Below are 22,785 nucleotides of genomic sequence, written 5' to 3'. Positions count from 1 at the left end.
GTGCGAACGGCAACGGGATTGACCCCCGACAAGTTCACGGATCGCGTACCGACCCGCCGTGCACGCTGAGCCGCCTCGGTGATTGAGTCCTGCCACTTTTGCCTCGAGGTCGAAGAGGGCGTCGGGGTGACCGGCGTGGTCGCGCTGTTGCGCAACACCGACGGCGAGAGCGACGGCCCGGTCGTGTGGCTGCGCGCCGACATGGACGCACTGCCCGTCGAAGAGCAGACCGGCCTCGCCTATGCGAGCACCGCGACCGGCGTCGATCCCGCCGGTACCACGGTGCCGATCATGCACGCGTGCGGGCACGACATGCACGTGACCGCGATGATCGGCGCCGTCGAGCAGCTCGTCGCCACGCGCAGCGAGTGGTCGGGCACCGTCGTGGTGGTGATCCAACCTGCCGAGGAGTACGGAACGGGCGCCCGTTCGATGCTCGACACCGGCCTGCTCGAGCGCTACCCCACGCCGGATGTCGTGCTCGGCCAGCACGTCGCTCCGCTGCCGGCGGGCATGATCGGCGTGCGAGCGGGCACGCAGATGGCGGGTGCTGACGGCCTGACCGTCACGCTGCACGGCCGCGGGGGCCACGGCTCACGGCCCGAATCGACGATCGACCCGGTCGTGATGGCGGCGGCCACCATCATGCGGCTGCAGACGATCACCTCTCGCGAAGTCGACCCGCAGAAGGTCGCCGTGGTCACCGTCGGATCGATCCATGCGGGCCTGAAGAACAACATCATCGCCGACAAGGCGACGCTCGAGCTCAGCCTGCGCTACGCCGACGACGCGATGCGCGAGCACGTGCTCGGCAGCGTCGAGCGCATAGTGCGCGCCGAGGCCACGGCATCCGGCGCCGAGCGCGAGCCCGAATTCCACACCGACCACAGCCTGCCCCCGACGATCAACGACGCCGAGGCCACCGCCCGCGTCACCGCGGCGCTGCAGCGCGCGCTCGGCGAGCAGAACGTCGTCGACCCCGGCATGGTCACCGGCAGCGAAGACGTGTCGTGGTTCGCTCGCGATGCCGGCGCGCCGCTCGTGTTCTGGCTCTGGGGCGGAGTGGATGCCGCGACCTACGCTGCGGCGGTGAACAGCGGCACCGTCGAGGCCGACATCCCGACGAACCACTCGCCGTTCTTCGCTCCGCTTATCCACCCGACGATCGAGGTCGGGGTCACGGCGCTGGTCGGCGCCGCCCGCGAGTTCCTCGCCTGAGCTGCAGGGTGCATGGTGCACGGCGCCCGGCGCCCGGCGCCCGCGCACGGCGCCCGCCGCGCCGGTGCAACATAATCGGAACATGGCCCCCGCCCGCAGCACGAACCAGCCGAGCATCAGAGACGTCGCCCAGCGCGCCGGCGTTTCGCACATGACGGTCTCGCGCGTGCTGAACGATTCCGACAACGTCAGTGCCGCGACGCGCGACCGGGTCCTCGCCGCCATCGACGCGCTCGATTTCCGCCCCAGCCGCACGGCGCGCGCACTCGCCCGGGGGCACACCCAGCTGCTCGGCGTGCTCGACGCCACCGGCGGCCTGCTGTACGGACCGAGCAGCACGATAAACGCGATCGAGCTGGCCGGGCGCGCCGTCGGCTACTCGGTGACGATCGCGGGTGTCGACCCGGGTGACGCCGACAGCGTGCGCGAAGCGCTCGCCCACCTGCTGAGCCAGGATGCCGCGGGCCTGATCATCATCGGACCGGGAGCGCAGACGCGCGAAGCCGTGGCTGCCGCGCGCCCGGGGGTTCCGGTCGTGACCATGCACGGGTCGGGCGAGGCTGCGGCGTTCACCGAGCAGTCCGCGGCCGCCGCCGAAGCCGCGCGGCACCTGCTGGGGATCGGCCACACGCGCATCGCGCTGATCGCCGGCCCGTCCGACTGGTCGGAGGCGGCGGCGCGCCGCAGCGGGTTCGTCGACGCACTGGCCGCCGAAGGCCTCGACCCGATCGCCGTCGAATCCAGCGACTGGAGCGCCCAGTCGGGCTTCACAGCAGGCACGCGGCTGCTGGCCGGCGACCCGTTCACGGCGGTGTTCTGCGCGAACGACCAGATAGCGCTCGGATTCATGCACGCGGCGCGCGAGCACGGCAAGCGGGTCCCCGCCGACATCAGCGTCGTCGGCTTCGACGACACCCCCGAGAGCGCGCACTACGCGCCCCCGCTGACCACGCTGCGGCAGGACTTCGCCGAGAGCGGCCGTCGCGCCGTCGACCGGGTGCTGGCCCGGCTGGCCGCCCCCGAGAAGGCCGGCGCCCCCGCGCCGCTCGTGCCGCAGCTGGTCGTGCGTGCCTCGACTGCCCCACCGCCCTCGTGACCACCGCGCCGCCGCCGTGACCACCGCGCCACCGCCCTCGCATCCGCCCCGACGTCACCACCACCACCCCTTGGCACCCGGTCCCGCCGTGAGGTCATCCGCACCCCGGCGCGGCTGACCGGCAATGCTGGCTGCAGCTCCCATCCGGCGGGCACCTGCTGGACCTCGTGCTGCTACGGCTGCAGGCACTCCCGGTCCCAACGGCTGAACCCGACAATCACCTGCCCCGCCCACGATCCGAATACCCTCCGAGGCCGGAACCTCCGCCCAACGCCGCGACAGGACGTCATCGCCCACCCCCACCACCGCAAATCGCGCAGACCCGAACCCGACCACCCAGAATCAGGCCCCAAAACCGACTGCTCGCGGATTCGGGTCAGAACCGGTGGATCGCCACGGCGTACGCGGATGCCGCCGTCGACGCATCCGTCGATGCCGTGCTGAACCACCACACCGGTCAGGGAGTGGACGGCATCATCCTGGTCGCTCAACGAGTGACCACCGTTGAAAGGATCACGGGAGAGCCAGTGCTCCTGAATCGCGCGTCCTCACAGCCGCCTCGCCAAGGACTCACCGGTAAATTGGCTGGTCTGGTAGGTGTTCTCCTTCCGCAGCCGAGACAGCGCCGCCCCCTCCGACTCGGACAGCGCCGCGTCCCCGCTCTCCCGCGCCCGTCGTGCCCGGGCCACCCAGTCGCCCGACGTCCCGTCGTTCGACCCAAAGTTCCGCGCCACCTACGCGATCGGCTTACCCGTCTCCTCGACGATCCACACAGCGCCCGTCTTGAAGTCCTCATCGAACTTCCGATGCTTTCCCATCGTTCTCCACCTCCACCTAAGTGATGTCTCTACGCTTCCAGGAGATTGACATCTCCCACATCTCGATGAGCCGTCGTGGCCGACCACTGGCGAGCTACGGACGTCGTCGTGAACACGATCGCCGTCACTACCATGACCACGACCACCGGGCTCAGCGCCCACGCCAGACTTGATGAGAATGAGTACCCACTCACGGTGAAGAATTCCCCGCGCCCGTTCTCGGAAACGGGCACGCTGGGTGCGGGAAGCGGCTCGAGGGATCGGATCGGTGGGCAACGCCGGAGCCGCGGCCCGAGCTGACTTCGCCAAACGCGACACGCCGACCAAATGATCGGCAAGCCCTAAGCGAGGAGCCCGGCGCGTCGGCGAAGAACTGATCGCGGACTTGTGCTCCCGAAATGATACCGGTAACATCACTGGAACTAGCACACCCAAGGTGGAGAGATCAATGACGACCAAGCGCGCCACACTGCATGCGAACGGATGGTTCCAGATCGGCCGGACGGACGATCGGCTCTGGAGTTCGTTCACCGAGCATCTCGGTCGCTGCATCTACGGCGGACTGTACGACCCCGACAGTCCCCACTCCGACGATCTTGGATTCCGAACCGACGTACAGGACGCCGTCCGCGGTCTCGGCCTCGGCCTCGTCCGATATCCCGGCGGCAACTTCGTGTCGAACTACGACTGGAAAGACGGCATCGGCCCCGTCTCGGATCGCCCGCGACGCATGGACTTCGCCTGGTCGAGCATCGAGTCCAACCGCTTCGGTGTGGACGAGTTCCTGCAGTGGGCCGAACGCACCGGCGTCGAGCCGATGCTGGCGGTGAACCTCGGCACGGGGACCATCAAGGATGCGGCCGAACTCGTCGAGTACTGCAACCACCCCGGCGGCACATACTGGAGCGATCTGCGCCGCGCCAACGGGCGGGAGGAACCGTACAACGTGACGTACTGGTGTCTCGGCAACGAGATGGAGGGGTCGTGGCAGGCGGGTCATATGTCTGCCGCCGAGTACGCGGGCAAGGCTCGCGAGGCGGCGAAGATGATGCGCTGGGTCGACAAGGACATCAAGCTGATCGCGTGCGGATCGTCATACCACATGCTCCCGGAATACCTCGACTGGGACCGCATCGTCCTCGGTGAGCTGTACCCATACGTCGACTTCGTCTCGACCCACTACTACACGATGAACTCTGGCCAGGGAGACTCCGCGTTCCTGGCCTCATATGCCGACCTCGATCGTCACATCAAGAACGCCGCCGCCGCCGTCGACTTTGTGCGGGCCAAGAACGAGGACTGTCCGCCGATCCCGATCTGCCTGGACGAGTGGAACGTCTGGAACTTTCAGGACATCAAGATGGACAGCCTGGACGACCTGCTCGGCAAGACAACGTTCGAGATGACCTCTGCACAGCCGTGGGAGGAGGCACCCGCGATCCTTCAGGAGCAGTACAGCCTTCTCGATGCGCTCACGTTCGGTGGGCTGGGGATCACGATCCTTAATAACGTCGACACGGTCGCCATCTCGTGCCTCGCGCAGCTGGTTAATGTGATCGCGCCGATCACCACGGATCCAGTGAAGGGGCTGCTTAAGCAGACCACCTACTATCCGCTTGAGCAGTTGACCACGCGCGGCCGCGGGACGGTCATACAGACTGTAGTGGACGGCGACACGTACACGGTGGGCGATCAGCAGCTGCCGATCGTGCATGCGGCCGTCGTCCTGGGCGACGATGACACGATCACTGTCTTCGCGCTGAACTGCGATCTTAGCGAGTCGACCGAACTTGAACTGGACTTCAGCAGCCTCGGGACGATTCACCTTCGCGAGCATCGCACCATTACCGGCGACGATCTGTCGGTACGCAACACCTGGGACGAGCCGGACGCTATAGGCACCACCGCGCTGACACCATCCACCGGTAACCGGGTGACGCTGCCTGCCGCCTCCTGGAACATCCTTACCTTCGACCGAGACGGGGCCTTGACATGACCGACACCACCCGCGATCACGCAGCCGAGCCTGTCGACGCACCGCGCCTGTCGCTGGGAGCCCGCGTCGGCTTCGGTGTGGGCGATCTCGCCATTAACCTCACCTGGGCGTCCCTCGGGATGTTCATCGTGTTCTTCTACACCGACGTCGTGGGCATCAGTGCCGCCGTCGTGGGGACGCTCATCGCGGTCTCGCGGATCTTCGACGGATTCGTAGATGTGGCCGTGGGCGCCCTCGTCGACCGCACGCGGTCCCGATGGGGCAAGGCGCGGCCGTGGCTGCTGTTCGGGGCTATCCCTTTTGCGATCTGCTCCACGCTCGTGTTCGCTGTTCCCGACGCGAGCGACACGGTGAAGTTCATCTACGCGTTCGTCTCGTACAACCTGCTCATGATCGCGTTCTCGGCGATCGCCATTCCCTACGGTACGCTCAATACCCTGATCAGTGGAGACACCCACGAGCGGGAGGTGCTGAACATCTTCCGGATGTTCCTCGCACAGATCGGCATTCTTATCGTGACGAGCGCCACCCTCCCGATGGTGGACGCCTTCGGCGGCGGTCAGGGCGCGTGGGTTGCGACATACGCCATTCTCTCGGCACTGTCGACCCTGCTACTGTGGGTAACCTTTGCCTCGCAGCGCGAGAAGAGCTTCCATGCCGGGGCGGCCGTCAGGGTGCCATTGCTGCGGGGGCTGGCAAGCGCGTTTCGCAATAAGTACTGGATCCTCGCGTTCCTGTTCTTCCTGGTCTTCAGCATCGGGTATGCCCTCAACCAAGGCGCGCTCGTCTATTATGCGAAGTGGATTCTCGGCGACGAGAACCTCGTCTCGCCACTGACGTGGGCGTTCATCATCCCGATCATGGTGGGCTTCCTCTTCCTTGCGCCGCTGTTGCGGAGGTTCGGCAAGCGGAACGTCGTGATCGTCAGCAGCATCCTGAGCATCATCGGTCTTGCGATCACATTCATCGCCCCCGACAGCGTGACGATCGTGGCCCTCTCACAGGTCGTCAAGGGTTTGGGACAGGTCGGCATGCTCGGAGTGGTCTGGGCGTTCTTCCCCGACACCATCGAATACGGCGAGTGGCGCACCGGCACCCGAGCTGAAGGGATCCTCTATGCCGGAGGGTCCTTCGCGCAGAAGGTGGGAATCGGCCTCGGCACCGCCTTGATGGGGATCATCCTGTCGCTCGGTGGTTATGACGGCACGCTCGCCGCGCAGTCGTCATCTGCCGATGCGTCCATCTTCGTCGCGTTCATCGTTGTGCCTGCGGCCGGATTCGTCGTGCAGATCCTGCTCCTGCTGGGGTACCGGCTCGACAGACAGTTGCCCGGGATAATCAGGGAACTCGCCGAGCGCCGGAGCGCGTGAGAGTGCCGGATATCGACAAAACGACATCAGGCCCGGGCCCGCGAGTAGTGGGGTGACGCGCCGCTCGATGATGCGACAAAGTGCTTTGTGACCTGGGACGATGGTGATTACGAAGTCAATTGCCGTCGAGTCGGGAAGGCACCCTTTCGGTGGCAACGATACGGGGTCGGAACAAGCGTCGGGAGCGGGCACGCCGGGTACGGATCGGGGTGCCCGATCGCCGGTTGACACCCGCCGCGGGGGTGGAAGCGGTCCAAGAGCTGAATCTGGTCCGCGGGATCACTGCACCGCTGGATGAGGCGATCGGGCAGATCAAGCAACGAAAGCGGGCCCGACTACTGCTGAGGTGCTGATGTCGATGGTGTCGGCGCAGTTGGCCGGGGAAGACTTCATGGTCGGGCTCGATCGACGCCGCGCCGACACCGCCGGGCAGATGCTGGAGCCGATGCCCACACCGCCGTCGACGGCCTGGGCTGGGAACGCGAAACGGTTCACCGAGACGCACCCGGCCGGGATCCCCCGCGAGATGAAGACGATCAACACCGCAATGGGTGTCCCGGTTGCCGGCGGTCCGACAAGGCGTGCTGCTGCGGGAGGTCACGATCGACGGGGACGCCACTGATGTCGAGGCCTACGGGCGTACCAAGGACGGCGCCGCGCACGCGTATACCGGTGCTGCTCACGCTGGGCTCGCACATCGCGCACTGGGCTGAGGCCGGAGTGCCGCTGACCGTCGAGTTGAGAGGTGGCACCGAGGATCCCTGCGCGAACATGGTCGATATCCCTGATGCCACGATCACCGCGCCGGCCCGACGGGGTCCAGCGCATCCGCGCCCAATGGGAACCGGGTACTTCGCCGCCGACATCGCGAAAGCGTGCCTGGCCCGTGGGGTGTCGTTCGTGATCGGCGCGAAACGCACCCGCCCGTTGATGATCGCCGCGTAACACGCCTCAGACGACGCCTGGTGCCGGCGATCGGGATGGAGCACACCCGGGTCGCGATCACCGACTACCTCCCCGGGTACTGACCCAAGGACGCGGGGATTGGCTGCATCGCCCGCCGTACCCGGATCCCGGTGGAGAAGATCCCCACTGCCCGTGCCCACAAGCGTTGCACCCTCCCCGCCAGCCAGCTCACCCCGCCCTGAAGGGGAAGATCGACGCGGTGTCCGGGTACTCCGTCTCCTTCCCGATATCGACCTCACCGACCCCGACGGCTCACCCGACGAGAAACGCGGGCTGCGCCTCGCCGAGACCGAGCACTGGTACCGGCACCGCACCGACATCAAAGCGTTGAACAAGAACGCCAAACACTGTGCCGCGCTGCGACACCTGCCCTCCGCGAACCGGTTGATCAACACCGTCTGGATGCACGCCGCACTCATCGGCTGCGCGATTGCCGCGTGTACGCAAGAGGTGATGGGCACCGACCACGGCAACGGCCGCGGGCGCGGCCGCGCCGACACCTGTACGCGATCGGCGGCAACAAGCGCGCCGCGCAGCTGAGCGGCGCGAAGACCGACCGGGTGAGCTTCCTGCTGTTCGTGAACATCGGCGTGCTCTCGGCCCTGGCGGGCCTGGTCTTCACCGCGCAGCTGAACCTCGCCGGCCCCAGCGCCGGCAACGGCTTCGAGCTCGACGCGATCGCGGCCGTGTTCATCGGCGGTGCCGCCGTCAGCGGCGGGATCGGCACCATCGGCGGCGCGATCATCGGCGGCCTGATCATCGGCGTGCTCAACAACGGCATGACCATCATGGGCGTGGGCACCGAATGGCAGGAGTTCATCAAGGGCCTCGTGCTGCTGGCCGCCGTCGCGTTCGACGTGATCAACAAGCGCCGCGGCGAGCGGGCGCGCTGACGCCGGGCGGGCGCGCTGACGCCGGTCGGGCGCGCTGACGCCGTGCGGCGGGCCGTCCGCCGCGGCGGGCGCTGAGCGGCAGTCCGCGTCGCCGCGCCCTTCGGCGCTCCTGGGGATAAGGACATCGTCTTCTCCAGGAGCGCCGAAGGGCGGGCCGCGGTCATCACACGGCCCATTCACGTTCTGAGTCGCCCAGCGATTCAGAACGTGAGTGCCCCGCAGAGACGGTGCGGCGGCCGAAATTCCCGCCCGCCGGGAGCGCGCGCCGGCTACGCGCGGCGAATACGCGCGGCGGCTACGCGAGGCGCAGCTGTGCCCAGTCCCAGTCGATGCGCTCCTGCTCGAGCCGCACCCCCGCGCCGAACCTGTCGGTGACCAGGTCTTCGTAGAGGGCCCGCTCCGCGGCATCCAATCTTGTCAGCCCGGCGTCGGTGGGCGACGGCTCGTGGCCCCAGCGGTCGCGGTGGGCCAGCAGGGTCTCGCGATCCATGAGCACCGACACGGCGTGCGGCAGGTGGGCGCGCACCCGGTTCAGGATGCCGAAGCCATGGGTGTCGAGGTCACCCCAGTACCGCACGGGCACATCGGCGAGCCAGCCCAGCGACGCCGGCTGGTCGGCGTCATAGCCGCGCCCCCACAGCACGACGCCGCCGGGCGGCACGGGCACGCTCAGGTACGTGACCTCGTTCTCGACGATGAGCGCACTGGTCGGGCGGGCACGCAGCTCTGCGAGCTCGTCGGTGCGGAAGGATGCCTCGGTCAGCCCCGGCGGCAGCCCGAGCACCGCCGGATCGAACCGCAGCCGCACCGTCGCGGGCTTGGCTGAAAGTCCCAGGTCGCGGATGAACCCGCTCGACGTGGCCGAGACCCCGAGCATCTCGGCCAGCGGTCCGCGATGTCGCTCGACGAACTTGGTGTCGACGCCGGGCGCGTCGATCTGGCGGAGGTACCGACCCGAGCCGCGGTGTGCGTCGAGCCAGCCGTGGGCGGCGAGCACTGCGGACCAGTGTTCGGCGAGCGCTGCGGCGACCAGCGGCCTGGTGAGCGCCCAGGCGCGGGCGGCCGGCGCTGCGGCGGCTGCGTCGACGACCGCCGCAAACGCGTCGGCGTCGGATGCCACGCCGAGCAGCTGCCAGGCCTGCGCGAAGCTCGAGAGGATCGCGCGCGTCGGCACCTCGGTCGCACCAGACACGCGCCCGCCGATGCGGCCGCGCTGCACGTCGTACGCACGGCCGTCGCGCGCGCCGCGCACGATCGCCTCGACCCACCGGCGCGCTGGGTCGAAGTGCTCGGCAAGGTCGCCGGCGACGGGATGCCGCAGCGGCACATCGATGGTCGGGAACGGCTCACCGAGCGCATATGCGCGCAGCAGCGTGCCGTCGGTCCAGCGCCGGCGGACAGCGGTGCGGATGCCGTCGGGCGTGGTCCAGCGGTTCGGGTCGGTCATCGCGGGTCGGTCGCGCTGCGCGCGGGCTCGCTCAGCGACCGGGACTCGCGGAACTCCTCGATCGTGAGGGTCTGCACGCGCGACGCCGCACCCGTGGGGTTGTCGACGAACCCGATCGCGCTCACGTACGGTTCGATCACGTGCACCTTCTGCAGCGGGGTCACGATCAACAGCTGCAGGCCGAGCTTGGCGAAAAGTTCCAGCGCGTACCGGGTCGAGGCATCCGATCCTCTCCCGAAGGCCTCGTCGATGACCACGAACCGGAAGTCGCGCGACGCGGCCGACCCCCATTGCAGCTTGAACTGGTATGCGAGCGACGCCGCCAGGATCGTGTAGGCGAGCTTCTCCTTCTGCCCGCCCGACTTGCCGTCACTGTCGGTGTAGTGCTCGAACTCCTGGCCCGTGGCGCGGTCCTGCTCGCTGGCGGCGAACGTGAACCACGTGCGCACGTCGGTGACCCGCCGGGTCCAGACCTTGTCGCCGTCGGCGTGCCCGGGGCGCCCCTTGAACCGTTCGATGAGCGCTCGGATGCGCTCGAACTGCGCCTCGGGGTCGCCGCCGTCGGTCGACAGCGTGTCGGTCGTGGCATCGCGCAGGTCGGAACGGAACTGCCGCACCTCGTGGTTGACGGTCGGTTCGGTCACGAGCACGATGATGCGACCGGGGTTGTAGTCGATCGCCTGCAGCGCCTCGTTTATCGTGTCGATGCGCACCCGGATCTCATCGGCCTGCTTGCGCAGCCACGCGCTGAAGCCGACCAGCTCTCGCATCGCGTTCGTGTTCAGCTGGTGGCGGAACTCACTCTCGAACCGCGGCAGGTCGTCGCGCTGCACCCGTTCGTGCAGCGCCCGGAAGTCCCCGATCGCCCGGATGTCGGCATCCATCTCGTCACGCAGCGCCGGCCAGCGCCGCAGGAACTCGCCCATCTGCTGCTGGATGCTGGTGGTGTAGCCGTTCATCTCGCGCTGGGCGGCGTCGATCCCGCTGTTCAGGCCCGTGATGAGCGTCTGCCCGAGCCGGTCGCACCCGTCGATCGTGCGCAGGTCCTTGCGTCCGGCGCGCTCGGACAGGCTCGGATACAGCGCGCGGGCCCGGGTCAGGATGCCGTCGTCCAGCGTCGCGAGGGTCTCCTGCTCGCGACGGCGCCGGGCGTCGAGGCCATCGCGGGTGGTGCGCAGCGCCCCGATGCGGCCGACCAGGTCGTCGTACTCCGATCGGAGCCGGGCGTCTTCGGCATCCAACCCCGCGAGCTGCTCGTCGATCGCCGACAGTCGGCTGGAGCCGGCCACGAGCGCACGCCGTTCGTCTTCGAGGGTCGCGAGCTGGGCCGCCGCGGTCGTGACGTCGAGCGCCGGCCATGCCGGGTACTGCTCGAGGGCGGACAGCGCCTGCCCGCGCCCGGCGAGCGCCGACGCCTCGGCGTCGATCGAGGTCAGGGCCGTCTCGATCTCGGCGAGCGCCGTATCGTGGCCTTCGAGCTCACTCTGCAGCGCGGCGAGCTTCTCTTCGCTGCCGCGGCCGAGCACCCACGAGCGCGGGTCGGTGACGGCGCGGCGGTCGTCCTTCTCGTGCCGGTCGCGGTCACGGATCAGGCCCTGCACCGTCACCGCCCGGTCTTCGTGCTGCAGCTGGGCGACGGAGGAGGCCAGCACGTGGTCGCCGCGGCGGTCGAGTTCGCCGCGCAGGAACTCCTCGAACGGCCCCGCTTCGACGGTGACCGCGTCGGCCAGCCGCGGGCCCTCGTGCGCCGTCGGGATCGTGCGCACGCGCCGATCGGCGACCCGCAGATAGACGAGGTGCGCGTTGAGCCGGTTGTCGTTGACCCACTCCGACACCTGCGGGTACAGCCGCTGGGGCACGAGCAGCGACAGCGCGAATCCGCGCAGCACGCGTTCGGCGACGCCCCGCCAGGGGGCGAACTCGTCGCGCACGTCGAGCAGCTCGGCGACGAACGGCACGTCGGCCTCGTCGAGGTCGAGGTGTTCGCACAGGGTGCGCCGCACCCGGTCGAGGTCGGCGGGCAGGCTGTTGCGGCGGGTGGCCAGCGACTCGAGTTCGTCGGCGACGGCACGCCGGGCATGCCGCAGTTCGGCACGCCGGTCGAACAGCGGCTCCTGCCGGGCGCGCAGCTGTGCCCGGTCCTGGTCGAGGCGGGCACGCAGCGCCGTGACGGCGTCGGCGCGGGCGCGGAAGTCGACCTCGGTGTCGACGGCGTCGAGACCCAGCGCGTCGAGCTGGGCGCTGTACGCGCGGAACCGCTCGGCGCGTTCGTCTCGCACCGCGCGTGCCTGCGGGATCTCGTGCTCCAGGGCCCCGAGCCGATCGCCACCGACGCCGGCGCGCTCGAGCACGAGCCGATCGCGTTCGGGCACGAGCGCCTCGCGCGCGCCGGAGACCTCGCCCTTGCGGGCCTCGGCGGCTTCGAGCTGCGCCTCGGCGCCGGCGATGCCCTCGGCGGCGAGGTCGCGCACGCGTTCGGCGATGAACGGCACCACCGCCGAGCGTTCGTCGGCCAGCTCGCCGTGGCGCGTCGCCGCCAGATCGTACCGGTCGGCGGCGGCCACGAGCGGGCCGAGGACGGCGAGCTGGTCGGTCGCCGTGCGCACGGCTTCGTGCGCGGTGACGAGGTTGTCGAAGTGGTCGACGATCGCCCGCACGCGGTCTTGCGCGTCGACGGGTTCGAGCATGTGGTCGCGCACGAAGTCGTTCAGGTTGCCGACCGACTTCATCGACACGGTCTGGTGGAACAGGTCCATCGCCTGCTCGGACGGAATGCCCAGCAGCCGCCGCAGCCGCCGGTGGTACTCGGGGAACGTGTTGTCGATGTCAGCGCCACGACCCCGCAGCTGCGCGCGCAGCGCCTTCAGGTCGCTGCCGAACCGGCTGAAGTCGGGGTCGATCGACAGCGGCACCGCGGCGGTCACGAAGAACCGCTCGGGCTGCCCGCCGCTGCGGTCCTTCTGGTGGAACACCTGCGCAATCGTGACGGTCTCGCCGTAGCCGATGTTCGTGAAGCGGCCGAGGATCACCGAGTACGACGTGTGGTCGCGCAGCCCGACCGGCCGCGAGGCACCGGTGGCCTCGTTGCGTTCGGACTTGTAGTGCCCCTCGACGTAGCTGCGGAGGGTCCGCTCCTTCGCCTCGGCGCCCGCGGCCTTGTTGTAGGCGATGCGGTGCGCGGGCAGCAGCAACGTGGTGATCGCGTCGACGAGCGTGGACTTCCCGCTGCCGATATCGCCGGTAAGAAGCGCCGTCTGCCCGTCCGGCTGCACCGACCACACACTCTTGTCGAACGTGCCCCAGTTGTAGACCTCGACACGGCTCAGCCGGTACCCGGTGGCGACCGGGGCCGCACCGTCGACCTCCAGGGCCGAGAACAGCGCGTCAATCATCAGTCGCCTCCGTCGTCGGGAGTGGATGCCGCGTCCTCGGCAGCCGCTCCACCGGCGTAGGCGGTCAGGCGGGCGGCGAAGTCCGACAGGGTCTGCGCGTCGACGTAGGCCTTCAGGATGCGGCGCACCTCCCACGCACCGCGCTGACCGCGCAGCTCGCGCAGGAATCCGAGGTCGGCGACCTGCGCGATCGTGCGGTCCGCCTGCTCGACCACACGCGCCTCGTTCGTCGACGACGCCTGGAACACGCGCAGCAGATCGACGATCTGGTCGCGGGTGAGCACGAGCTTGCCCGCCTCGCCGGATGCCTCGAACTCGACCATGCGCCGGCGCAGGAGCACGAGCAGCAAGCTGACGTTGTAGGTCAGGCTCCGACGGCGGACGAGGCGGGGCAGCTCTTGCTCGCCCTCTTCGGGCTCGCGTGTGCGCAGGTACGCGTATCCCTCGGTCTCGTCGACGATCACGTCGACGCCGATGTCGGCGAAGTGGTCGGCGATCGGCGCGCGCTGACGGGCTAGCGCCTCCCACACCGGTTCGTGCGCCGGCACGTCGCGGTAGACCACCTCGCGCATCAGCGAGATGATCGCGGCGGCCACGGCCTGTTCGTCGGGGCTTCTCATCGTCGTGTCACCGTCACCTGCGGCATCCTCACCCGGCGCGGTGTTCCCCCCGCGTCGATGTAGTCGAGGGTCATTTCCCCGGCGTCGTCGACGACCGCTACCGCCAGGTCGTCGTCGCCCAGCGACAGGTAGCCGAGGATCTCGGCCACCCCCTCCTCGATCGGGTAGAGCGCCACGATCTCGTCGAGCGCCACGGTCGCACGCGGCGGTACGACGGCCCGGATGTTGCCGGCCAGCCGCGCGGAATCGACGAAGTGCTGCGCGAACAGGCCGTCGAGTTCGAGTTCGAGGGCGTCCTGCGGCGCGGGCATGCTGTCGACCACGACATCGGGCTGCGGGTCGTAGAGCGGGCGCTCGAAGACGAGCGCGATCGGCAGGCCCGGTTCGTCGACCTGCAGCCCGAGGTCGATCGGCGGCTGGTCGCGGGCGGCGAGCGCGGATGCCTCGACCGCCCGCACGAGCTCGAGCACCCGACGGTTCTCGACCCACACCTGGTCGTCGAGGAACCGGCGCAGCTGCTCGGACAGTCCCCGCACGGTCTGCTGCGTGCGCTCGGCGGCGTCGGCCCAGTCGTAGTGCACCCGCCGGATGCGACGCCCCTCGTGCGGACGGTCGCCGTGCAGCTGCGGCATCCCCTGCACGGCGTCAAGCAGGTCGGACAGTTCGTCCTGCCTGCCCTCGGAGAGCAGGAAGTCATAGAACGCCTGAAAGCTGCGGCCCTGATCCGACGAGGCGATGTCGGTGCGACTGGTGACGAGTTCTTCGAGCAGGGCACCCTTGCCGCCCTCCCACCCGGCGATCTTCTCGCGCGCCGACCGGTCGAGCGCGCGGAAGTTGTCTTCGACCTCGCGGAAGTCGCCGAGCAGCTCACGGGCGGTCGACGCGAACTGCTGATACCTCTCCCGCAGCGCGGTGTCGTCGAGCACGGCGAACCGGCCCTCGCGCGCCTCGGCCAGTTCTCTCTCAACTCGGTCGCGGCGACGTTCGAGCTCGGCGATGCGCTCGGCCGGGTCGGTCTCGGAGCCGTGCACGATCTGGCGCAGCAGGTCGACGAGGGTTTGCAGCCGCGATTCGGTCCCCACGAACGAACGGGTGCGCAGGCCTTCGACCCAGCGATACGCCTTCTCCAGCGCGGGCGTGGCCTCGACGTGAACCTCTTCGGATCCGGCCGGATAGAATCGCCGCAGCAACCCCGCCTTCGGATCGGACCAGTCGTCGATGTAGGCCGCGGCGCCTTGCGCGTAGCGCTCGGGGCTCACCCGGTGGATCGCGAACAGCTCGTCATCGAGAGCCGAGACCAGCGCGCCGAGCGGCACGGCACCGCGGTTGTCGTCGATGAACTGCCGCCCGAGGAAGGACAGGATCAGCGGGGCGTTGTGCGCGCGCAGCACACGCCAGGCGGGATGCCGCTCCCACAGCCGATCGAGTTCGTCCAGGTCCATGCTGTCTCAAGGGTAGAAGCTGGCAGGGACACCGCCGAATCGACCTCAGCGGCACGGGTTTCCGGCCTGATCGCGATGCCGCACAGCGGCGAACGGTCACCGGCGGCGAAGCGGCGGTCGGCGTCGGCCGCGCTGACCCCTGGGGTCGGCTACCGTCGGCGCTCGGCGGCGCCGATCAGCATGCCGAGGCCGATTCCCAGCATCCAGCTGTCCTTGCTGATGGCCGTGCCGGCCTGGCTCGGCCAGATGCTGCCGGGCTTGCGCAACGCGGGCGTGCGCAGGTACATCCCGACGAGCCCCGACGAGAACCCCGTGAGCACGACGGCGGCGACCGCGGTGGGGATGAACGGCGCCAGCAGGAGCGACCCGACGGCGATCTCGGTGACGGCGAGCGCACGCACGAACTTCTGCGGGGGGATGTCTTTCAGCACGGGGTAGGCGCCCGCCGCCGAGGCGTGCAGGCCCGCGGCCAGCTCGGGCCCCGCCTTCAGTTTCGTGATGCCGGAGTGCAGGATGTACGCCCCGGTCGCAAGCCTCGTCGGAACATCGCGCAGTCGCATGCCCATACTCTTCTCCTCGCCGTCGCGTCCATTCGACGCCACGATCAGCACGATACGCCGGATCGGTCTGGGTGCTCGGCTTCTCCCGCAAGCAGCCCGAGATCGCCCGGCGAACGGCACACTCCCTCATGATGTCATCGGGTGCGGCACAGAAGGGGTCGGATGCCGCGGCCTGACCGGGTACTCGGGCCGCGGCATCCCCTCTCAGTCGATCGGCTGGTATCCGGTGCCGTTGAACCGTTCGAGGATCACCGACGAGATCGCCGGTTCGCCATCGATGGTCGTGTCGACCTCGGCGCCCGCCAGCATGAGCGGGGTCTGGTAGCCCTGGATCGACGGCAGCTGCGTCATGAACTCCTCGCGCGTGGGCTCGGTCATCTGCTGGAACGTCTTGTCGAGGATCGACGCGGCCATGTATCCCCACATGCAGTGCGGAAACTCCGGCACCGCGGGCTGCTTCGTGTATGCGGCGAGGTCGGCGAGGAACGTCTTGACGTCGGCGTCGTTCGCGTACGCGGGGTCGTCGGGGGTCTTGTGGTACCCGATCGTGTACACGTTCGGGAACACGTCGGCCCCGGCGGGCTTCAGGATCGGCGTGACGCCCGACGTGTTCGACGGCAGGAACCAGCTGGGCAGCCAGTTCAGCGACTGCGCCTTCCTCATCGCCGAGACGGTCAGGTGCGGCTGCGACACGGCATTGAAGATGACGTCGGCGCCGGTCGCGGCAAGCTCGGTGATCTGCCCGTCGAGCGAGATGTCGGGCACCTCGTACGTGAGCATCTTCGTGATCGTGACGTTCGGGGCGTCTTCGACGGCCTCGGTGAAGCCGGTCAGATAGTCCTTGCCGTAGTCGTCGTTCTGCGACAGCACCGCGACCTTGTGCGTGCCCGAGGCGGCGAGCATCTCACCGAATGCCCGACCCTCTTCGACGTACGTCGGAAAGGCATCGAGCTGCATCGGCGACTGCGTGCATCCCCCAGATAAGGCACCTCGCGGGAGATGCTGCAGGTCATCTGGCGTGGATACCGACCTACCTCGAGCGCGCTGTCGGATCAACTCATTGCACATCCGCGGCGACGAGTTCGGAGCGGGCGCGCCTGAGTCTTGGACCGCCGTGCGCATTGCCGAGGCGCTAAAGGTCGACGCCGGGAAGCTGCTGGAGGGCGTCGACTCAGCGATATTCAGGCGCTGATTGTATCGGGGCATCCTTGGCCCGCGCCTATACGACGAACTTTGGCTCCCAGTTCGCGGGCTGCGGGGCGTCATCGTCGGATCGCCAGCCTGTCTCGTCCACCCAAGGGAGCGCTTGTGGTTTGGTGGCGTGATCCCATCGCCACACGTCAGGGTGGCGCCGTTCGCTGTGCGTGCTGGGGCGAGCGGCGTAGCCGAGCGTACGACCGGCGGGAACCGTGTAATGCCACCGCCAGCCCGTGTCGTCCTCTGCCACGGTAAACGCTGTGGGATCAAGGCCGCGCTTGCGGGCCAGCGCAACCAACGTGCGCTCGGCATCGAACGGGCCGGGAACCAGCACGAGGGCGTTGAGGTATTCGCCGTTCACTTCGTACGCGAAGTTCAGTAGTTCGGGGATATCGCGGTCGTCGACCAGCCGCCCGCGCTCGTCGACCTCAGTTGAACCAGCTACAGCCGCTTCGTGTTCTCGTCGCTGCTGTACTGCGGCGTTGTCGGCGATGGTCGGGAAGTACTCCGCGAGGGCCGCCACCAACACGATCGTCTTCGTGGAGTTCACCCGCGTCGCGTAGCCGAGGTCGCGTCCGTGGAGGACGCCGTGACGCGAGACCGCGCCATAGTGACCGGTCGGTCTCACGTCCTTGGAGAAGAGCGCTCGAACCACGGGGAGGTTGGCCTGCATGCCGGCGATCGTTGCGTCGTCGAGGAAGGGGTCATCGTTGCTTTTGGAGAAGAACGACTTGCCGGTCAGGTCGAAGCTCAGACCGTCGATCTGGGACAACAGGATGGAGATCGAGGCCTCAAAGGCGCCGGCGAAGTGATGATTGATGGCTTTCTCGATCATGGCGACCCGGTCCCAGATGATCTGCTTGAACGGCTGGTGCATGTTCGACCACCGCCGCATCGGGGCCGCAGCGAACTTCAGCCACGTGCCGTTCTCGTCGTTCCAGACATCGGCGATGGCCTCGTCAAGCGCGGCTCCTTCGAGCCCGTCGCCGACGGAACGCAAGACTCTCAGCGTGCCCTCAAAGTGCCAGTTGCCGCACATTGCCCAGCCTTGCGGCGCGAACAGCGCGACAGCTTCCGCAAGGTGCTCGCGGCTCGGATGGTCGGCAACCCCGAGACGACGCGCAATCTCACGCGCTCGCGCAGACTGTGACATGTGCCGCTGCCTCTCGCTCTCGTCAGTGCGGGATCCGTGCGACCCGTATCTCAGCCGTCCTACTCGCTCGCGTCCTCGTCAAGATCGAACGCGACTTGCCCGCGCTCCAGCACGGGAAGGGTCACCGGCTTCCCAAACACACGTACCGAGCCGGTTGAGACGGCCTCACGCACGTACGGGAACAGCGTCATCACGGCGACCTCGTTCGCGAAGGCTTTGACCGTTCTCTCACCCGGGGTCTCGCCATCCGTCATGTCGTATTCGGCAGCGACGGCAACGGAGATCTCCCCCTTGTACGGGAGCGCCGTACAAGAGAACAGAACGCCGAAGGAGTCGCTGTCGCGACGGTGCTGCACGGTCAGACTGATCTCGACCGACTCGGTGCTCTCCTCGGACTGCTTATTGACTTCCAAGCGTCGCACGCTTACTTCGTGGAACTCGATCCCGCGCAACTGAGAACGCTGCACCAGGTCGACGATCTCGGCGCGGTCAGCATCGGTCGGAACGGCGCTCATGCCTCAGCCCACGAGGGCGAAGTCGGTGCGCTTCGCGTTGGCCATCCAGTCGCTGCCCGCGCTCGTGGTCGCCGGTTCAACACGGCGATCGGTCGAAGGAGCCACACTGATGCGCTCCGTGCGGACGGCGGACGAGCCCCGCCAACGCGTCGTATCCTCATAGTGGAGCGACTGCCCACGATCCACCTCGACCTCGTGATCGACCAGAGCGCCTACGGCGTTGATGTACCGGCGGAGCGTCGACAGCTTGGGGTCGGCGTCATAACGTTCGAGCTTCTGCACCGCCTGCTGGGTGCATCCCATGCGCTCGGCGACATCCTTCTGCGTCAGCCCGGCGCTTCGACGAAGCTCCACCAGGGAGGACCGCATCTCACGGTCTCGCCGGGCCAGGACCTTCGCACGAGCGCGGACAACGGTCAGATCGGTCGTGTCAGACATGAGCTCCATCTTATCCACACAACCTCAAGGTTGTGTCAAGGTTTCTGGCCAGCGTGGTAGCGGGTGATCGCGTGCTCGATCTCCGCTTGCTGAGACTGCTTGCCAGTCTTGATGTGGCGATGCAACTTCACCAGGAGATCAGGGCGGTGCGGAGGTTCTCCGTGGTAGAAGCGGAGCTGTCGGGCCAGATGCTTCAGCCGCAGCTCGTAGATCGCGGGATCGCTGACGATCGGCAGGATCGGCGTCTTCTCATCTCCGCTGTCCTCAAGTTTGCCGGCAGCTGCGGCTTCGAAGAGTTCATCAATCTCGCCGAGCGCGATTGCCCGCGCGAACGGCGGTAGATCGCTCAGCCACGCATCGAGCGCACGAACCGACGGATGGGTGAGATCGACGTAGTCGAACCACTGACGCGGCGGATCGACAGGCTCGCAGCAACGGGAACTTCGGCCTGGAGGTCGATTCCGGAGCTGCATGTGTGGATCATAGCCAACACGTCGGACACCGAGACCGTTGCGCTCTCAGTCGCCGCCCAGAGGTCACAAGACATCCGCTCCGAGACCGTCACCGATGCGTCTCACGACACAACTGCTAGCGTTCATGCTCGTGAAGGCTAGAGCGCTCATCTATGGCGCAGCAGCAGCGGTCTTGATTCTGGCCGCCGGTTTCGGCGCGATGAGCATCCTATACATGTCCGTCCCCTACGATCACGCTCTCCGCGGGCTATACAGTTATCGTTCGGCTACGTGGGGAGATGCGGTGCTCCTGCCCCTCGCGGGCATGGCTCTAATATTTGCAATCGCGAGCGCGAAGCGAGCAAGCCGCGATTGGGTTGCCGGGATGACCGGCTGCGGAGCTGGGACCATTGGCGGCCTCCTCGTGCAGAGGGCGTGGCTGACCGACCCGGATGTCAACTTGAATTGGACCCTGCCCTCGCCCGGACATTTCAACGTCGCCGGCTGGTACCACGCTGTCTTCTTGGTGCTTATGTCGTCATTCTTCTTGGGCTGTCTCATGCTCTTGACGTCCGCCGCGGTCGACAAACGACTGACGATGCCGTCGGCTGCCGGAGCAGGGATCGGGCCACTGCGTGATCGCTTACACCCGGAGCGGACGAGAGAAGGCAGCACTCGTTGACCTCCTACTACCTTCCGAAGTCTCCCGTTCTCTGTTTGGCTTCCTGCCTTATCACGACCCACACTTCGAAGAGTATCTCGCCAGGGCAGTAGGGGCCGCTCCCGAGAGCAACAGGATCATAGTCCTCACGCTCGAGGACGATGCACTGTCCCACAGCGACCAGTTGGCCGATCTATATGATGCCTATGGTTCACATGTCGAGATCTATCGAATCATCAGTATAGATGACCACACGTTCGCGACTGCGTTCGAAGCTCGTCCCGCGGGGATCACAGCCCGGAATGCCGCATACTTAAAGTCGCTCATGGGAAGCCATGAACTGCGAATCCGGACGAATGCCGGCACCGATCTTTCGGTGTTACTTGACCCCAAGTATCAATGGATCAGCAACCGAGGAAGCGTGCGGCCCGGGTCGTTTGTTATCTTGCCTGCCGGCGAGGTCGCTACATACGCTGAAACGATCTCAGGTCGCTTCGTCGCTGACGGAGCGATGCGTGTCAACGTTACGCATCGTTTGCCTTCATCGCTAACGGATAATCCCATTGAGGTCGAGATCGAGAATTCCCGTATAATCGGGTATCAGACGTCTAACCCCGTTATTCACCAATTCGTCGCCGACTGCCTGAGACGCGCAAATGTGGACCGTGTGGGCGAACTGGGGTTCGGAACCAACTACGGCGTCCGCGGCTTTACTTCCCTAAACTCTCACACGAACGAGCGCGCACCCGGGATTCATCTCGGCTTCGGTACGCCAAATCAACCGGAAACGATCGTCCCATATGACGCAACTATCCACTTGGACCTCGTAGCAGCCGGAGGCACGGTATTGGTGGACGGCGACTGTACTATCGACCTAACCAACCCGGCCCTCGGCGACGGGATTACGCATCCACCGCTCGTCCGTGACCAGGACGTCGCCGGTGATTGCTGCGCACGCGGCTGCAACCTAATAGCGACTGGCGTCAGATTCGTATGACACCGCCCCCGAAGTGCCAAGCGCTAGACCCACTCAGAACAGAGCGCCTGCTCCGCGAGTACAGGCAATGGCTGAGGCGAAGCCTGACCTGGAACATAGAAACTCGATCCGTTAGAGGAGACATTTCATATTCGGGTCTGGAGTACAGGATACGTTCCCTAGCAATCAACTTGCCCGCCATGAGGTATAGCGTATGCATTTCGTCGCTGGAGCCGCCTCGGCTGCTGTCAGTCCCATTGGAGGCGTTTAACCCTGTTTGCGATGATATTCGTAGCATGGATGTGTTTATGGAGATGGCCGCCACGGAGTGCAGCGCCACGCCATGGTTTATGAGAGGTGGGCTCCCTTGGCGCGCAGCTATCCTCGCGGTTCGCCTACCCCATCAGCTCTCCGTCGCCATTGCGCATAGCAGCGTGTTCTTTGGGCATGGACTGCGAGGTGAGGTGTGGGATTCAATCCTTGGCCCCGATCGCATCCCCCACAAAGATTCTGCGCCACGTTAATCGCGAATAAACATGTTAGCTCGCGCCTATGCCATAGCATCTCAACTCGATTGGTTCGATCTCGTAGGCACCGGACGTCGCCTCAATCTAGGAAATTCGCCCCTTGCCCTCGCCATTGCACATCTGTGTCTGCGCGAGATTGGGTTGCACCCCTCCCACCACCCCGCTTCGAATACGTGCCCCCGCGTATTCGGCTTACTGTTGCGCTCCAGTGAGAGGGATCCGGTAAGTACGAGCTCATTTCGGACGGCTTATCTGCCAATACTTCCGCATCGGGGCGATCTTCTGGGCCTCATGCGAGCATATCGGGCCCTTGCCTGGGAAGCCATGCGCAATGAAGGGCAACATTCGTGTGCAGGGAGGTCCGTGGCAATGCGCTTCGCACAAGCGAACGGCGAATTGGAGCCGAGTGTATGTTACGTTGACGTCCTGCTTGACTCACCTCGTATCCCTGAACTATCGGACTTCTGCTACGTTGGCCCGTCCAGCGATACGGAGGGCATTAATCCGGTCTTCATAATCGAAACTGGCACAAGGTTCGAGTTGCATTGCTTACTTCCGGCTCTCGGGGATCCCCAGTCGACCACTTCAGCCCTGCAACGTGCCATGAACTCGTTCGTTCGCAGGGTTTCGGGAGTGGACCGACCAAACGAGGGTGACCGGTCGACTCCGCCCGAGGTTCAATTGATCCAAACATGGTGCGATGCGAAGCGCGTACGACCAGCTTTGCCCGCGACAGAAGTGGCTCAGTTTGTGCTTGCTTGCGCACGGGAACGGGAAACGGGCATCTCGCAATGTCATCATAGGCTTTGTCGCTCGAGCTTCTTGGAGACGGGACTTGATCTTGATGACGTCTTCCAGTTCAACGAGACACTTGCACAATGTGGTCGTGGGCGGCTGGACATCGAGTCACTTGAGGGAGGGCTGCCACTCGGACAGATCATTAGCGACGGAAACGTCTAGGGCAATCTGACTTTGCTGTGTTGAGAGACAATTGAGCCTCGCCCGAGCGAGTCGGCTGGCTACGACAGCCTCCACTACGGGGTCACGC

General features: G+C 66.6%; 18 protein-coding genes and 1 pseudogene. 9 read left to right on the top strand and 10 right to left on the bottom strand.

What is annotated here, in order from left to right:
• The first annotated feature begins 78 nt into the window (after window positions 1-78).
• From ABD705_RS15040 to ABD705_RS15005, 8 genes and pseudogenes are all read left to right on the top strand, one after another.
• A complete protein-coding gene (locus ABD705_RS15040; protein WP_344785040.1) occupies window positions 79-1,218 on the top strand; it encodes an amidohydrolase in 1,140 nt (379 codons plus the stop codon).
• Window positions 1,219-1,300: 82 nt separating this feature from the next.
• Window positions 1,301-2,314 (top strand): LacI family DNA-binding transcriptional regulator, encoded by a 1,014-nt coding sequence (locus tag ABD705_RS15035; RefSeq protein WP_344785038.1) that lies wholly within the window; start codon window positions 1,301-1,303, stop codon window positions 2,312-2,314.
• A 1,266-nt stretch (window positions 2,315-3,580) separates the two neighbouring features.
• A complete protein-coding gene (locus ABD705_RS15030; protein ID WP_344785037.1) occupies window positions 3,581-5,128 on the top strand; it encodes an alpha-N-arabinofuranosidase in 1,548 nt (515 codons plus the stop codon).
• The gene (locus tag ABD705_RS15025) at window positions 5,125-6,498 is read left to right on the top strand and encodes an MFS transporter (protein ID WP_344785036.1); all 1,374 of its coding nucleotides are present in this window, start codon (window positions 5,125-5,127) and stop codon (window positions 6,496-6,498) included. Before ABD705_RS15030 ends, ABD705_RS15025 begins: the two co-directional genes overlap by 4 nt.
• Window positions 6,499-6,844: 346 nt before the next feature.
• Window positions 6,845-7,120 carry a hypothetical protein gene (locus ABD705_RS15020; RefSeq protein ID WP_344785034.1) on the top strand — a complete coding sequence of 92 codons (276 nt, stop codon included), beginning with the start codon at window positions 6,845-6,847 and terminating at the stop codon, window positions 7,118-7,120.
• Between the two features lie 50 nt (window positions 7,121-7,170).
• The gene (locus ABD705_RS15015) at window positions 7,171-7,443 is read left to right on the top strand and encodes a hypothetical protein (RefSeq protein ID WP_344785032.1); all 273 of its coding nucleotides are present in this window, start codon (window positions 7,171-7,173) and stop codon (window positions 7,441-7,443) included.
• Between the two features lie 153 nt (window positions 7,444-7,596).
• Window positions 7,597-8,004: a hypothetical protein gene (locus ABD705_RS15010; protein ID WP_344785042.1), complete on the top strand. Its 408-nt coding sequence runs from the start codon at window positions 7,597-7,599 to the stop codon at window positions 8,002-8,004.
• Window positions 7,959-8,357 (top strand): annotated as a pseudogene (locus tag ABD705_RS15005) (ABC transporter permease subunit); the annotation flags it as partial. The gene ABD705_RS15010 and the pseudogene ABD705_RS15005, both read left to right, overlap by 46 nt.
• Window positions 8,358-8,652: 295 nt before the next feature.
• On the opposite strand, the gene ABD705_RS15000 reads toward ABD705_RS15005, so the two are convergent.
• The 10 genes from ABD705_RS15000 to ABD705_RS14955 form a co-directional block, all read right to left on the bottom strand.
• On the bottom strand, window positions 8,653-9,804 hold the full coding sequence (locus ABD705_RS15000) for a Wadjet anti-phage system protein JetD domain-containing protein (RefSeq protein WP_344785030.1): 1,152 nt from the start codon (window positions 9,802-9,804) through the stop codon (window positions 8,653-8,655).
• Window positions 9,801-13,196 carry an ATP-binding protein gene (locus ABD705_RS14995; protein ID WP_344785028.1) on the bottom strand — a complete coding sequence of 1,132 codons (3,396 nt, stop codon included), beginning with the start codon at window positions 13,194-13,196 and terminating at the stop codon, window positions 9,801-9,803. Before ABD705_RS14995 ends, ABD705_RS15000 begins: the two co-directional genes overlap by 4 nt.
• Window positions 13,196-13,816, bottom strand: coding sequence for a DUF4194 domain-containing protein (locus ABD705_RS14990; RefSeq protein WP_344785026.1), 621 nt, complete (start codon window positions 13,814-13,816; stop codon window positions 13,196-13,198). Before ABD705_RS14990 ends, ABD705_RS14995 begins: the two co-directional genes overlap by 1 nt.
• Window positions 13,813-15,258 carry a DUF3375 domain-containing protein gene (locus tag ABD705_RS14985; RefSeq protein ID WP_344785024.1) on the bottom strand — a complete coding sequence of 482 codons (1,446 nt, stop codon included), beginning with the start codon at window positions 15,256-15,258 and terminating at the stop codon, window positions 13,813-13,815. The genes ABD705_RS14990 and ABD705_RS14985 overlap by 4 nt, the downstream gene beginning before the upstream one ends.
• Window positions 15,259-15,407: 149 nt before the next feature.
• Entirely contained in the window at window positions 15,408-15,824 is a 417-nt protein-coding gene (locus ABD705_RS14980; RefSeq protein WP_344785022.1) for a hypothetical protein, read from the bottom strand.
• Between the two features lie 198 nt (window positions 15,825-16,022).
• Window positions 16,023-16,886 (bottom strand): ABC transporter substrate-binding protein, encoded by an 864-nt coding sequence (locus ABD705_RS14975; protein ID WP_344785020.1) that lies wholly within the window; start codon window positions 16,884-16,886, stop codon window positions 16,023-16,025.
• A gap of 151 nt (window positions 16,887-17,037) precedes the next feature.
• Window positions 17,038-18,168: a hypothetical protein gene (locus tag ABD705_RS14970; protein ID WP_344785018.1), complete on the bottom strand. Its 1,131-nt coding sequence runs from the start codon at window positions 18,166-18,168 to the stop codon at window positions 17,038-17,040.
• A gap of 59 nt (window positions 18,169-18,227) precedes the next feature.
• Entirely contained in the window at window positions 18,228-18,683 is a 456-nt protein-coding gene (locus ABD705_RS14965; protein ID WP_344785016.1) for a hypothetical protein, read from the bottom strand.
• 3 nt (window positions 18,684-18,686) lie between these two features.
• On the bottom strand, window positions 18,687-19,121 hold the full coding sequence (locus ABD705_RS14960) for a helix-turn-helix transcriptional regulator (RefSeq protein WP_344785014.1): 435 nt from the start codon (window positions 19,119-19,121) through the stop codon (window positions 18,687-18,689).
• A 35-nt stretch (window positions 19,122-19,156) separates the two neighbouring features.
• Window positions 19,157-19,594 (bottom strand): hypothetical protein, encoded by a 438-nt coding sequence (locus ABD705_RS14955; protein ID WP_344785012.1) that lies wholly within the window; start codon window positions 19,592-19,594, stop codon window positions 19,157-19,159.
• Window positions 19,595-20,208: 614 nt separating this feature from the next.
• Here ABD705_RS14955 and ABD705_RS14950 point away from each other — a divergent pair.
• The gene (locus tag ABD705_RS14950; protein ID WP_344785010.1) at window positions 20,209-21,231 is read left to right on the top strand and encodes a CgnE/CgnB domain-containing protein; all 1,023 of its coding nucleotides are present in this window, start codon (window positions 20,209-20,211) and stop codon (window positions 21,229-21,231) included.
• Window positions 21,232-22,785: the final 1,554 nt, after the last annotated feature.

Origin of the sequence: Microbacterium kribbense (genome assembly GCF_039537285.1) — a bacterium.
Lineage (GTDB): Bacteria > Actinomycetota > Actinomycetes > Actinomycetales > Microbacteriaceae > Microbacterium > Microbacterium kribbense.
The sequence above is the reverse complement of the archived record's forward strand: the minus strand, read 5'-3'. Positions and strand labels throughout refer to the sequence as shown.

Bases quoted from the DNA above. Each gene is read 5' to 3' on its own strand.
- ABD705_RS15035 (WP_344785038.1), top strand. From the start codon at position 1,301: ATGGCCCCCGCCCGCAGCACGAACCAGCCGAGCATCAGAGACGTCGCC.
- ABD705_RS15030 (WP_344785037.1), top strand. From the start codon at position 3,581: ATGACGACCAAGCGCGCCACACTGCATGCGAACGGATGGTTCCAGATC.
- ABD705_RS15025 (WP_344785036.1), top strand. From the start codon at position 5,125: ATGACCGACACCACCCGCGATCACGCAGCCGAGCCTGTCGACGCACCG.
- ABD705_RS15000 (WP_344785030.1), bottom strand. From the start codon at position 9,804: ATGACCGACCCGAACCGCTGGACCACGCCCGACGGCATCCGCACCGCT.
- ABD705_RS14995 (WP_344785028.1), bottom strand. From the start codon at position 13,196: ATGATTGACGCGCTGTTCTCGGCCCTGGAGGTCGACGGTGCGGCCCCG.
- ABD705_RS14990 (WP_344785026.1), bottom strand. From the start codon at position 13,816: ATGAGAAGCCCCGACGAACAGGCCGTGGCCGCCGCGATCATCTCGCTG.
- ABD705_RS14985 (WP_344785024.1), bottom strand. From the start codon at position 15,258: ATGGACCTGGACGAACTCGATCGGCTGTGGGAGCGGCATCCCGCCTGG.
- ABD705_RS14980 (WP_344785022.1), bottom strand. From the start codon at position 15,824: ATGGGCATGCGACTGCGCGATGTTCCGACGAGGCTTGCGACCGGGGCG.
- ABD705_RS14975 (WP_344785020.1), bottom strand. From the start codon at position 16,886: ATGTGCAATGAGTTGATCCGACAGCGCGCTCGAGGTAGGTCGGTATCC.
- ABD705_RS14970 (WP_344785018.1), bottom strand. From the start codon at position 18,168: ATGTCACAGTCTGCGCGAGCGCGTGAGATTGCGCGTCGTCTCGGGGTT.
- ABD705_RS14965 (WP_344785016.1), bottom strand. From the start codon at position 18,683: ATGAGCGCCGTTCCGACCGATGCTGACCGCGCCGAGATCGTCGACCTG.
- ABD705_RS14960 (WP_344785014.1), bottom strand. From the start codon at position 19,121: ATGTCTGACACGACCGATCTGACCGTTGTCCGCGCTCGTGCGAAGGTC.
- ABD705_RS14955 (WP_344785012.1), bottom strand. From the start codon at position 19,594: ATGCAGCTCCGGAATCGACCTCCAGGCCGAAGTTCCCGTTGCTGCGAG.